General features: G+C 63.0%; 11 protein-coding genes. 6 read left to right on the top strand and 5 right to left on the bottom strand.

Annotated elements, in window-relative coordinates; genetic code table 11:
* Window positions 1-29: 29 nt before the first annotated feature.
* Window positions 30-1589 carry a dolichyl-phosphate-mannose--protein mannosyltransferase gene (locus ACWF6P_RS23485; RefSeq protein ID WP_452622703.1) on the bottom strand — a complete coding sequence of 520 codons (1560 nt, stop codon included), beginning with the start codon at window positions 1587-1589 and terminating at the stop codon, window positions 30-32.
* A 23-nt stretch (window positions 1590-1612) separates the two neighbouring features.
* Between ACWF6P_RS23485 and rsmI the strand changes: the two genes are divergently transcribed.
* Window positions 1613-2443 (top strand): 16S rRNA (cytidine(1402)-2'-O)-methyltransferase, encoded by an 831-nt coding sequence (gene rsmI, locus ACWF6P_RS23480; RefSeq protein WP_378632150.1) that lies wholly within the window; start codon window positions 1613-1615, stop codon window positions 2441-2443.
* Here the strand turns inward: rsmI and ACWF6P_RS23475 are convergent.
* Window positions 2440-3618, bottom strand: coding sequence for a DUF2786 domain-containing protein (locus ACWF6P_RS23475; protein ID WP_452622702.1), 1179 nt, complete (start codon window positions 3616-3618; stop codon window positions 2440-2442). The two genes, rsmI and ACWF6P_RS23475, sit on opposite strands and share 4 nt — an antisense overlap.
* Window positions 3619-3768: 150 nt before the next feature.
* The gene (metG, locus tag ACWF6P_RS23470) at window positions 3769-5367 is read right to left on the bottom strand and encodes a methionine--tRNA ligase (RefSeq protein ID WP_378446444.1); all 1599 of its coding nucleotides are present in this window, start codon (window positions 5365-5367) and stop codon (window positions 3769-3771) included.
* Between the two features lie 21 nt (window positions 5368-5388).
* Here metG and ACWF6P_RS23465 point away from each other — a divergent pair, with 21 nt between their 5' ends.
* Window positions 5389-6216: a TatD family hydrolase gene (locus ACWF6P_RS23465; protein ID WP_347874363.1), complete on the top strand. Its 828-nt coding sequence runs from the start codon at window positions 5389-5391 to the stop codon at window positions 6214-6216.
* A gap of 77 nt (window positions 6217-6293) precedes the next feature.
* A complete protein-coding gene (locus tag ACWF6P_RS23460) occupies window positions 6294-6683 on the top strand; it encodes a DUF6578 domain-containing protein (protein ID WP_378632165.1) in 390 nt (129 codons plus the stop codon).
* A 37-nt stretch (window positions 6684-6720) separates the two neighbouring features.
* On the opposite strand, the gene ACWF6P_RS23455 is transcribed toward ACWF6P_RS23460, so the two are convergent.
* On the bottom strand, window positions 6721-7488 hold the full coding sequence (locus tag ACWF6P_RS23455; RefSeq protein ID WP_378446446.1) for an amino acid ABC transporter ATP-binding protein: 768 nt from the start codon (window positions 7486-7488) through the stop codon (window positions 6721-6723).
* Entirely contained in the window at window positions 7485-8933 is a 1449-nt protein-coding gene (locus ACWF6P_RS23450; RefSeq protein ID WP_378446447.1) for an amino acid ABC transporter substrate-binding protein/permease, read from the bottom strand. Before ACWF6P_RS23450 ends, ACWF6P_RS23455 begins: the two co-directional genes overlap by 4 nt.
* Before the next feature lie 236 nt (window positions 8934-9169).
* Between ACWF6P_RS23450 and ACWF6P_RS23445 the strand changes: the two genes are divergently transcribed.
* The 3 genes from ACWF6P_RS23445 to rsmA are packed head-to-tail and all read left to right on the top strand — an operon-like array spanning window position 9170 to window position 12364.
* The gene (locus ACWF6P_RS23445) at window positions 9170-10294 is read left to right on the top strand and encodes a transglycosylase family protein (protein ID WP_452622701.1); all 1125 of its coding nucleotides are present in this window, start codon (window positions 9170-9172) and stop codon (window positions 10292-10294) included.
* A 33-nt stretch (window positions 10295-10327) separates the two neighbouring features.
* Entirely contained in the window at window positions 10328-11455 is a 1128-nt protein-coding gene (locus tag ACWF6P_RS23440; RefSeq protein ID WP_378446449.1) for a transglycosylase family protein, read from the top strand.
* Window positions 11456-11464: 9 nt separating this feature from the next.
* Window positions 11465-12364: a 16S rRNA (adenine(1518)-N(6)/adenine(1519)-N(6))-dimethyltransferase RsmA gene (gene rsmA / locus ACWF6P_RS23435; RefSeq protein ID WP_003946263.1), complete on the top strand. Its 900-nt coding sequence runs from the start codon at window positions 11465-11467 to the stop codon at window positions 12362-12364.
* The last annotated feature ends 36 nt before the right edge of the window (window positions 12365-12400 follow it).

Here is a 12400-nt window from a genome sequence, read left to right as displayed (position 1 = left end):
CTGGGTTCGGTGCCTCCTTCCTTGTCCTGTTACTTCCAGCTCGGCAACCAGAGGTGGTTCTGCCAAGATTCCGGCGTGATCGGCATGGCGGTGAGTATCGGCCAGAGGTAGACGAAGTTGGCCACGACCAGACCGATGTACAGGCTGACTGCAAGAAGTCCGGTGGTACGACGCTCGACGGACGCGCTCGCCTTGCCTAGAACGTCACCGAGGACGAGCGCAAATCCCATGACCATGAACGGGGCGAGTGCAACGGCGTAGAAGTAGTACATCTGGCGGTCCAGCGTCGCGAACCACGGAAGGTAGGCGGCACCGTAACCCGTCAGGACCACGGCGTATCGCCAATCCCTGCGCACGAACGTCTGCCAGATCGCCCACGCCAGCATCGGCAGGGCCAGCCACCACATCGCCGGTGTGCCGATCAGCATCACGGCCTTGACGCAGCTGGCGGCCCCGCAACCGGTGACCTGCTCACCGTCGGCGTAGTAGTAGAGCATCGGTCGCAGCCCCATCGGCCACGTCCACGGTTTCGACTCCCACGGGTGGTGGTTTCCGGCGGAGTTCGTCAGACCGGCGTGGAATTGGAGAACATTTCCGCTGTAGTACCAGAGTGAGCGCAGCGCGGAGGGGATGAAGCTCCACGTGCCGCCCTCACCGATCTCGTTACCGACGGCGTGACGGTCGACGCCGGTCTCGCTGGTGAACCAAGCCCAGTAGCTCGCGAGGTACACACCGAGCGGAATGATCACCAGCGCATACAGAGCGGGTCCGATGTCGCGAACGGCGGTGCCGACCCAGGGGCGCTGCACGCGGTATGCGCGGCGCGCTGACAGGTCGAAGGCAACACTGAGCAATCCGAAGAACAGAATGAAGTACATGCCGGACCACTTGGTTCCGCAGGCCAGACCGAGCAGGATGCCGGCGCCGAACCTCCACCACCGGAAACCCAGCCGCGGACCCCAGGCCGAATCATCGATTCGGCCTTCCTCGTATACCTTCGCCATCCGTTCGAGGACTTGGTCGCGATCAACCACCAGGCATCCGAGAGCGGCGAGGACGAAGAACGCCAGGAAGATGTCGAGCATCCCCAGGCGTGAGGAGACGAAGGTGACGCCGTCCACGATGAGCAGGATTCCGGCAATCGCGCCGATCAGCGTGGAGCGCGTCATGCGGCGCACGATGCGGATGATGAGCAAAACCATCAGTGTCCCGACCAGGGCCGACGAGAATCGCCACCCCCAACCGTTGTAACCGAAGAGTGCTTCTCCGATCGCGATCATCTGCTTGCCGATCGGCGGGTGAACCACCAATCCGTAGCCGGGGTTGTCTTCGATGCCGCCGCCGGTGAGAACCTGCCAACCCTGCGGAACGTAGTGCTTCTCGTCGAAGACCGGAGTGCCGGCGTCGGTCGGATAGGCGAGCATCGTGAAGCGTGTGATTGCCGCGATGGCGGTGATGAAAGCGGTGACGATCCAGCCGCGCAATCTGTCGGTCGGGCCGAAATCAGGATCCGGTACCAGCGGCCCGGGACTACGCACTACCCGATCGCTCGTGGCGGGCGTTGGCCGCTCGTCCGTCTGCACAGTCACCTGGCAATCGTAGGCTGTCAGGTATGACTGGTCGTTTGGTACTCGCCGCAACACCCATGGGAGATGTCGGTGACGCGTCTCCGCGTCTTCGGTCTGCTCTCGCAACCGCCGACGTCGTCGCTGCGGAGGACACACGACGCACCAAGTCTCTGGCGTCCGCGCTCGAGGTCACCATCACCGGGAAGATCGTCAGTTTCTACGATCAGGTCGAGATTTCGCGGCTGCCTGCGCTGGTCGCCGACGTCGCCGAAGGCAAGACCGTCCTTCTGGTCACAGACGCAGGCATGCCGTCTGTCAGCGATCCTGGATATCGCCTCGTTGCCGCCTGCGTGGCCGAGAACCTCGCCGTCACGTGCCTTCCCGGCCCGTCGGCGGTGACGACGGCGCTGGCACTCTCCGGATTGCCCGTGGAGCGGTTCTGCTTCGACGGATTCCCACCGCGTAAGCAGGGGCAGCGCAAGACGTGGCTCTCGGCCTTGGCAACCGAGCAGCGAGCGTGTGTGTTTTTCGAAGCACCCCATCGCCTTGCCGACTGCCTCGCAGATGCGGTGGAAGTTCTCGGGCCGAATCGGCGCGCGGCCGTGTGCCGGGAATTGACCAAGACTTACGAGGAGGTCAAGCGCGGCACTCTCGGGGAGTTAGCTGCCTGGGCGGCCGAGGGTGTTCGGGGCGAGATCACGGTGGTGCTCGAAGGCGCCGTGCTGGTGGCATCCGATCCTGCCGATCTTGTCGACGAGGTGGAAAGGCTGGTCGAGGGGGGAACCCGCTTGAAGGACGCCTGCGCTCTGGTCGCGACGGCCGGAGTATCCAAGCGTGAGTTGTACGAGACGGTTCTGGCCGCTCGCAAGGACTAGCGGGAGCGGTGCACTGCTGGCGCACCGGGACGCAGGTTGGCGTCGTCGGCTGCGGCCTGGCCGGCGTGCCAGCCTTCGGCGTCGACGGAGCGTCCGCGAGTCTTGCGGGTTGTCGGGAACAGTCGATCGAATTCGGCGTCGACAGCCTCGGACGTGGTGGCGAGGATCGGTAGAAGATCCGCGACGTCCATCGATGCTGCGTCGGCCGCTTCGGCTGTGGCTTTGGTGCCTGCGTCGCGTAAGCGGTGTCCGATTCGGCTGGCAAAACCGGCCAGGAACCCCTTGCGGAACGATGTGGTGCGGGAGCCGCCGCGATTGCTCGAATCGGCGAATTGCATTGCACGGGTTGCCTGCACAAGCAGTGAGGTGAACAGCATGTCGACTTGCTGAAGGTCGACCGGAGTGCCGACGACGGTCGCGAGCGCGATATCGCTGAACCACACCGTCCTGACACGATTCGATTCGCCGATCTCGGTCAAGAGGTGAACTTTTTCTTTCACGTACGGGTTCTCGATGTGAATGCGTCGTGCATTCACGGACGTGTCGGTGACCCCGGCGCGACTGTGGAGCAGTGCGGAATCGATCGCGTATCGCGTCATCAACTCCTGGGCCTTCGCGGTGAAGATCTCGGCTTCTTCCGCGAAGTTGGTGGCTTCGGCTTTGGCGAGTAGCCCACGAATTCGCTTGAGTACCTTGGCGTCGACCTCGGTGTTACCGACGCCGGCATAGCTGGTGTCGGTGCGTTGCGACGGCCAGGTGGATGGTGGCGCGAGCAATACCGTCCACTGAGGTAGGCGCATCCACGATCGTGTGACATCGACGATCTGCGAAACAAGGAAGTAAGGGTCCTGGAACAGTAGGCCGGCCGCGAGGGAGCGGAAAGCGTCGTCGTCCACGGTGATTCGAGAGGCGACGCGCCGAGACTTCGGGTACTGCTCGCCGATCGTCTGCAACTGCCCCACCCACTCGAGTGGTGCGCGATCCGACGCGCGGGAGGCGTTCGCGTCGAACAGGATGGTGGTGGCAGCGAGATCGGCGTCGGACGCGTCTTTGCTTCGGCGAGCCAGATGGATCAGATCTGCCGGTTGCCATCCGCGTTCGTAGGCGGCCGTCAGTTCGCTGACGAGACCCTGCGCCGCAGAGACGGATTGAGGGCTGACCTCCTGAGTGGACACCCGTGCTCCGTTCCAAGGCAGTGTCTGCGCCGAAGCGCTGGTTCGAATGTATGTTCTATTCGTAGTCATGGCTGGAGTGTGCACGTGGGGTCCGACACATCCGCCGATAGACGGATATTTCGGACCCCACGTGCGGCACTCGTGCCTAGGTCATTCCTCGACGAAGCGGGGGAAGACCGGTGCCGGAGCAGGCAGTTTCCGGTTCGCGTCGATGCGAACCGCGATGTCGGTGAACTGACGGTTCTCTTCGCTCTGACCAAGCAGATCGAGGATGCGTGACGCCGCGTCGGGCATGACGGGCTGAACGAGAAGGCCGACGATACGGACAACTTCGATCGTCACGTAGAGGACCGTTGCCATCCGTGCCGGATCGGTCTTGCGCAGAACCCACGGTTCCTGCTTGGAGAAGTACCGGTTGGTCTCTCCGAGGACGCCCCAGATGGCCTCCAACGCGAGATGCAGTGCTTGCACGTCGAACTCGCTGCGGCACTTGGCAAGCAAGGCATCCGCCGACGCCAGCATCGCCAGGTCGTCTTCGGTGAACTCACCGGGGGTGGGGACCTGGGCGTCGCAGTTCTTCGCGACCATCGTCAGTGAACGCTGCGCGAGGTTGCCCAGTTCGTTGGACAGGTCGGCGTTCATGCGAGTCACGATTGCTTCGTGGCTGTAGCTGCCGTCCTGGCCGTACGAGATCTCGCGGAGCAGGAAGAAGCGGACCGCGTCGAGGCCGTACTGATCGACCATCGCGATCGGATCGACCACGTTGCCGACCGACTTCGACATCTTCTCGCCCTTGTTGTACAAGAACCCGTGTACGAAGACTCGCTCCGGCAGTTCGATGCCGGCCGACATGAGGAACGCCGGCCAGTACACGGTGTGGAACCGTGTGATGTCCTTGCCGATGATGTGCAGGCTCGCGGGCCAGAACTTCTTGAACTCCTCCGAGTCGACGTTCGGATAGCCCACGCCGGTCAGGTAATTGGTGAGGGCGTCGACCCAGACGTACATGACGTGGTCGGGGTCGCCGGGAACCTCGACGCCCCAGTCGAACGTGGTGCGCGAGATCGACAGGTCCTTGAGGCCGCCCTTGACGAAGCTGACGATCTCGTTGCGGCGAGTCGTGGGGGCGATGAACTCGGGATGCTCTTCGTACAAAGCGAGCAAACGGTCCTCGTACGCCGAGAGCCGGAACGTGTAGTTGGACTCCTCGGTCCACTCCACCGGCGTACCGGTCTCGGTGGACTGACGGGTGCCGTCCTCGAGAAGCGTGGTCTCGGCTTCGGTGTAGAAGGCCTCGTCACGAACCGAGTACCACCCCGAGTACGTGTCGAGGTAGATGTCGCCCGATGCGGCCATCTTCTCCCAGATCGCCTTGCTGGCGACCTGATGATCTGCGTCGGTGGTGCGGATGAACCGGTCGTACGAGATGTTCAGGACCTTGTCGAGGTTCTGGAACACGTCGGAGTTCCGAGCCGCGAGTTCGCGGACGTCGATGCCCTCTTTGATCGCTGTCTGCTGCATCTTCAGACCGTGCTCGTCGGTGCCGGTCATGAAGAACACTTCATGTCCGTCCAACCGCTTGAAGCGGGCGAGCGCGTCCGAGGAGATGTACTCGTACGCGTGGCCGATGTGCGGAGCGCCGTTGGGATACGCGATCGCTGTCGTGATGTAGAACGGCGGTCGTTCCGCGCCTTCCGAGGCGGCGGAGTCCGGGCGCGGGGTCTGGGAGGGTGAGGCAGGCACAGTCATGGTGCGCTTACTCTATCGGGCGTGAGCAAAGACCGTCCCGCCCCCGATGCCCCTGAGCCCTTGTCGCCTCTGATCGACGCCCATACACACCTTGACGCGTGTGGTGCGCATGACGCTGCAACCGTGGCCGAGATAGTCGATCGAGCCGAGGCCGTCGGCGTCGGGCGAGTCGTCACGGTGGCCGACGACCTCGACGCCGCGCGATTTGCCGTCGACGCGGCTCATTGGGATTCGAGGGTCTACGCAGCCGTCGCAATCCATCCGACCAGGGCAAACGTTCTTGATGCCGGCACCCGAGCCGAGATCGAGCGTTTGGCGTCCGATCCACGAGTCGTTGCCGTGGGGGAGACCGGGCTCGATCTCTATTGGCCCGGCAAGCTCGAGGGGTGCGCCACCATCGAGGAGCAAGTCGACGGTTTCCGGTGGCACATCGACTTGGCGAAGCGTCTGGGCAAGACGTTGATGATCCACAACCGCGAAGCCGACCAGGATTTGCTGCGGGTGCTGAACGAGGAAGGTGCACCGGAGACGGTGGTGTTCCACTGTTTTTCCTCGGATTCGGAGATGGCGCGGGAGTGCATCGACGCCGGGTACGTGCTGAGCTTTTCGGGAACCGTCAGCTTCAAGAACGCGAAAGCACTGCGTGAGGCTGCGCTGCTGGTGCCGTCGGATCAGCTGATCGTCGAAACGGATGCGCCGTTCCTGACGCCGCACCCGTTCCGCGGGGCGCCCAACGAGTCGTACTGCCTGCCCTACACAGTGCGTGCGCTCGCAGACATCCGCGGTGAGGATCCGCAAGCTCTCGCGGCAGCGTCCACGGCGACAGCGGAGCGCGTCTACAAACTCTGACGCTATGGTGGTCTGACAGGTAACTCCGCGCCTGGGACCGTCGTGTCCCGGTCCGTCTACTGCGCGGGGTATTTCAGATGAATGACTACAACGTGGTCACAGTCCGCATCGAAACGTGGGAATTCGAGTGCTGTGCACCGTTGCCGGTGGTCGGCGAAAAATCTTCGTGGGCTTTGCACCCGATACCTGAGTCGCCGTGGTTCGACGGGACGGTCCATGGAGGAATCTATCCCGACGACGTGGAACCTACAGCCGGGATCGTTCTCGCGATCCGACTCGAGCGCGGCGAATTTGTCGAACAAGAACCCAGGCACTGGGTGTTGGTGCCTGGCAGCACCGACTATGTTCGAGTCGAGAAGGTCCCACGACAATTTCGCGGCATGTCGTCTCTGGTTGCCGGTCAGCGTGGCTGGATGGAGACGGCCGTTGTCGTCGAATTGGCCACCACCCGTGCGCCTTTCCGGTAGTCCGCACTACCAAAAAGGCGCACAGGGGGCTTGCCCCCTAGAGAACCTTCGCCAGGAAGTCCTGGGTCCGCTGCTGCTGGGGGTTGCCGAACAAGTTCTCCGGCTTGCCTTCTTCGACGATGTACCCGTCGGCCATGAAGATGACCCGGTCGGAAACCTCACGGGCGAAGCCCATCTCGTGGGTTACGACGACCATGGTCATGCCCTGCTTGGCGAGGTCGCGAAGAACCTGCAGAACCTCGCCCACCATTTCGGGGTCGAGGGCGCTGGTGGCCTCGTCGAACAGCATGATGTCGGGGCTCATCGCCAACGCGCGTGCGATGGCGACACGTTGCTTCTGCCCACCGGACAGGCTGGCGGGCTTGGCATCTGCCTTCTCTGCGAGGCCGACCTGGCCGAGCAGTTTGACGGCGATCTCGCGAGCCTGTTCCTTGGACGATCGCCCGGTCTGCACCGGGGCGAGCATCACGTTTTCGACGACGCTCATGTGTGGGAACAGGTTGAAGTGCTGGAACACCATCCCGATGTGCTGGCGCACCTTGTCGATGTCGACGTCCTTGTTCGTGAGGTCGAACTGGTCGACGCGCACGGAACCTGCGGTGATGTCTTCGAGGCGGTTGAGGCAGCGCAGGAAGGTGGACTTGCCCGAACCGGAAGGTCCGATGACGCAGACCACTTCACCGCTCTTGATGTCGACGTCGAGGCCTTTGAGAACCTCGTTGTCGCCGAACGACTTCTTCAGTCCCTGGACCGATATTTTGACCTCGGTATCGGGCTTGCCCATGTTGACGGCTGTTTCGGTCACTTGTTGATCCTCTTCTCGAGGCGGTTCGACAGCTTGGTGAGCGCCATGATGATGATGAAGTACATGACGCCGATGATCAGCCACATGTTGAACGACTGGAAGTTGCGCGCGATGATGATGCGCCCCGTCTGAGTGAGCTCGGCAAGTCCGATGACCGACAGGATCGACGTGTCCTTGAGGGTGATGACGAACTGGTTGATGTACGACGGGATCATCGTGCGAATTGCCTGCGGCATGATGACTTTTCGCATCGACTTCATGTAGTTGATACCCAGGCTTCGTGACGCTTCCATCTGTCCCTTGTCGACGGACAGGATGCCGCCGCGGACGATTTCAGCCATGTACGCACCGGCGTTGAGCGAGAGCGTGATGATGCCTGCCGTGAAGGCGGACATCTGGAAATGCAGGGCGGCAGGGATGCCGAAGTAGATGAAGAACGCCTGCACCAACAGTGGTGTGCCGCGGAAGATGTCGACGTACGCGGTTCCTATGCCTCGGACGAATATGTTGGTCGACACCCGGCAGAGGCCGAAGATCGCGCCGAGTACCAGGGCGATAGCAATCGAGACGACCGAGAGGACGATGGTCAGCCACAGACCCTTGAGGAGTTGGGGGTAGGTGCTCTTGATCAAGCCGATGATCGAGTTGTCCGACGTCGATGCTCCCTGACCGAGATAGGTCGAGACGATTTCGTCGTACTGGCCGTCGTCGCGCAGGTTCTGCAGACCGGCGTTGAACATCTCGAGCAGTTCGGCGTTCTGGCCCTTGTTGACGGCGAAGCCGTAGCTCGCGCCCACCTCTTTTTCGGTGACGGTCTTGAGGCCGTTGCCCTGCGTGATGCCGTAGGCGAGGACGGGATAGTCGTCGAAGACGGCGACGGAGTTCCCGGTTCGGACCTCGTCGTACATGCTGGCGGAGTCAGCGAAATAGACAGTGGTGAAACCGTATTGGTCCTTGATGGACTCGGCGAAGCTGGCGCCCTCGGTGCCGTTCTTGACGGCGACGCGCTTGCCCTTCAGGTCTTCGTACGATTTCACGTCGTTGTCGGTCTCGAGGACGGCCATCTGCACGCCCGACTCGAAGTACGGGTCGGAGAAGTCGAAGACCTGCTTGCGGGCGTCGGTGATGGACATGCCGGCGATGACACCGTCGGCCTGCCCCGCCTGCACAGCCTGAAGGGCCGCGTCGAAGCCGAGCTGCTTGATGTCGACCTTGAAACCTTGGTCCTCGGCGATCGCATTGAGCAGGTCGATGTCGATGCCGACGAGTTTGCCGTCTTCGTTCTCGAATTCGAACGGGGCGAATGTCAGATCGGTGGCGATCGTGTAGGTGCGACCGGGTTGCGCGCTCGCGATTCCGGGGGCGAACAGCGCTGCGATCAGCGCCAGCAGGATGGCCAGGATCGGCCACCTGGCATTACGTGGTCTGTCGAATCTTCTTCGCACTATCGCCCAGCTTTCTTCTGTCGCGCCCGGGATCGCCGGACTGCTTTGAACCAGACGAGAACATACTGCGCCCAGAGCTGAATCGATACACGGGTATCGGAGCCGGAAAGTGCAGAACACACGACACGCCGTTGCCGTTCCGTGACAAAAGTCGCATTTCGTTGTGATTTGGTTGCCGATACAACGCTCGGTCGTTACCGTATTGTGATCGAACGTCGTCTGCCTTGGGATTTCCTGTGTCGCCTTTTGCCAAGATCAACTCCACGAAGTCACCACTTCTCTACTCAGTGGTGGGTGCGTTGCTTTTGACGCTCATCGTCGGGGGTGCGCTCGCCGTAGTTCGGCACAAGACGATCACCCTTGATGTCGACGGCGACATGATCTCGCTGTCCACGATGTCGAGCAGCGTCGGTACCGCTCTCGAGGACGCCGGATACCAGGTCGATCCCAAGGACGCTCTCGCTCCCAGCGCCGATTCCTCCCTGTCCGACGGCGATACCGTCGTACTGCGCCGTGCCCGTGAGTTGGCGCTGACCGTCGACGGTCAGCCGACCACCATCTGGACCACCGCATTGACGGTCGACGAGGCATTGAAGCAAGTAGATGTTTCCGACGACTTCGCAGTTTCGGCTTCGCGCTCGCATCGTCTGCCCCTCGAACGGACCGAACTCGACGTCGTCAGCCCGAAGACCGTCAGCGTCAGCGACGGCGGCGCTCCCGCATCGGAGATCAAGCTCGCCGCCGTGACCGTCGGTGATCTTCTCGCGGCGAAGAATGCGCCGCTCGAGCAGGCCGACTCGGTTGTTCCCACCGCGGACACACCAGTCACCAACGGCCTGACCATCCAGGTCACCCGCGACCGCACGGACACTCGCGTCGAGACGCAGCCGATCGCGCCGCCCGAGAACAAGGTCGAAGATCCCGAGCTCGAGAAGGACAAGACCGTCGTCGAGAACCCGGGTGTTGCGGGCGAGCGCACGGCCACCGTCGAGGTCAAGACCGTCAACGGCGTCGAGGCCGGCCGAACCGAACTTTCCGCGACCGTGATCAAGGAACCGGTCGCAGCAGTAGTGAAGGTCGGCACCAAGCAGACTTCCGCGCCCGCCGTGTCCAACGCGTCGACGTGGGATTCCATTGCTCAGTGCGAAGCGACCGGAAACTGGGCCATCAACACCGGCAACGGTTTCTACGGCGGACTTCAGTTCACCCAGAGCACCTGGGAGGCATTCGGCGGCGGTCAGTACGCGGCTCGCGCCGACCTCGCATCACGTGAACAGCAGATCGCGATCGGCGAGAAGGTCCGCGCCGGTCAGGGCTGGGGTGCGTGGCCGTCCTGCACCAGCAAATTGGGCCTGCGCTGACCCGCCCTCACTCCACACAGAACTCAGGAACCCATGTCACCGTTCGCCAAGATCAACTCGACCAGGTCGCCGTTGTTGTACTCGGCGATCGCCGCGCTCCTTCTCACCGTCCTCGTGGGTGGTGTTCTCGCTGTCGTCCGGCACAAGACCATCACCCTCGACGTCGACGGTGAGCAGATTCGCCTGAGCACCATGTCGACCAACGTCGACGGCGCTCTCGAGGATGCGGGTTACCCGATCGGTGACAAGGACGCAGTTGCTCCCGCGGCCGACGCTTCGCTGTCCGACGGCGACACCGTGGTGCTCCGTCGCGCGCGAGAGATCACGCTGACGGTCGACGGTCAGCCTCAGAAGCTCTGGACCACCGCTTTGACCGTCGACGACGCGTTGAAGCAGTTGGATGTCGCAGCAGATGTGCACGTGTCGGCGTCGCGCTCGCAGCGTCTTCCGCTCGACGGCGCCGCGCTGGACGTGCTGACACCGGTTGTCGCAAAACTGGTCGACGGCGCAAACGCGGCAGCAGACGTGCGTATCGCGGCTCCGACGGTAGGGGAGTTCCTCACCGCAAACGGAACGCCGCTCGAGCAGTCGGACACGGTTGTTCCCGCCGCAGATGCTCCGCTGACCGAGGGCCTCGAGGTCACGGTGACGCGTAACCGCACCGAGAACAAGATCGAGACCTTGCCGCTCGATCCGCCGGATCAGCGCATCGAGGATCCGACGATGAACCAGAGCCGTACGACCGTCGAGAACCCGGGCGTTCCCGGCGTGCGCGACGTGACGTTCGCCGTCAATCTCGTCAACGGTGTCGAAGCCGGACGCACACAGGTGGCGGAGACGATCACCACACCGGCTCAGCCGAAGGTCGTGCGTGTCGGCACGAAGCCGGGCACCGAGGTGCCGCCCGTGGAGAACGGTTCGACGTGGGATGCGCTCGCACAGTGCGAGGCCACCGGTAACTGGGCAATCAACACCGGCAACGGTTTCTACGGCGGCGTGCAGTTCGATCAGAACACCTGGGAACGACAGGGCGGGTTGAAATATGCGCCCCGCGCCGACCTCGCCACCCGTGAAGAGCAGATCGCGATTGCGACACAGACCCAGCGCACTCAGGGCTGGGGCGCATGGCCGTCGTGCTCGGGTCGCCTCGGACTGGGATAAGTTCTACTGGTGTCAGACGCCGAACAATCGAACGAACCCATCGCTACTCCGCGCGGGCAGGCAGCCCTGCTCGGTCCGGTCGAGGTGCGCGCTCTTGCCGAGGAATTCGGTGTCCGACCCACGAAACAGTTGGGGCAGAACTTCGTTCACGACGCCAATACCGTGCGACGCATCGTCACCACCGCAGGCGTCACTCGTGACGACGTCGTCCTCGAAGTAGGGCCCGGTCTCGGTTCGCTGACGATGGCGCTGATGGACGTGGTCGATCGGGTCATCGCGGTCGAGATCGATCCCAACCTCGCGGCCCGCCTCCCCAAGACGGTGGCCGAGCGAGCGCCGGAACTGGCCGATCGCCTGACCGTCGTCGAAGCCGACGCAATGCGTGTGTTGCCTTCGCAGATTCCCGGCGAGCCGACCGCGCTGGTCGCGAACCTTCCGTACAACGTCGCGGTGCCGGTACTGCTGCACCTGTTCGCGTCGCTTCCGAGTCTGCGGACCGCACTCGTGATGGTGCAAGCCGAGGTTGCCGACCGCCTGGCGGCTGATCCGGGAAGCAAGATCTACGGCGTTCCCAGCGTCAAGGCCAACTTCTTCGGCGAGGTTCGCCGCGCCGGTGCCGTCGGACGCAACGTGTTCTGGCCGGTGCCGAAGGTCGAATCAGGACTGGTTCGTATCGATCGGTACGCGGAGCCGCCGTGGCCGATGGACGAGAAGCATCGCAAGCAGGTTTTTGCGGCGATCGACGCCGCATTCGCGCAGCGCCGCAAGACTTTGCGTGCCGCGCTCAGTGGTTGGGCAGGTTCGCCTGCCGAGGCCGAACGACGGCTTCTCGCTGCCGGCATCGAGCCACAGACGCGTGGCGAGATGCTCGACGCAGCAGCCTTCGTTCGGCTGGCTGGAGGCGAATAGCCCCGTGCGCGGTTAAGGAGTGCAGGGACTCCCTAA

It is taken from the genome of Rhodococcus sp. NPDC055024, assembly GCF_053608585.1.
Note: the sequence above shows the minus strand (reverse complement) of the source record. Positions and strands in the feature narration are given on the sequence as shown.

Bases quoted from the DNA above. Each gene is read 5' to 3' on its own strand.
- ACWF6P_RS23460 (WP_378632165.1), top strand. From the start codon at position 6,294: ATGAATGACTACAACGTGGTCACAGTCCGCATCGAAACGTGGGAATTC.
- rsmI (WP_378632150.1), top strand. From the start codon at position 1,613: ATGACTGGTCGTTTGGTACTCGCCGCAACACCCATGGGAGATGTCGGT.
- ACWF6P_RS23440 (WP_378446449.1), top strand. From the start codon at position 10,328: ATGTCACCGTTCGCCAAGATCAACTCGACCAGGTCGCCGTTGTTGTAC.
- metG (WP_378446444.1), bottom strand. From the start codon at position 5,367: ATGACTGTGCCTGCCTCACCCTCCCAGACCCCGCGCCCGGACTCCGCC.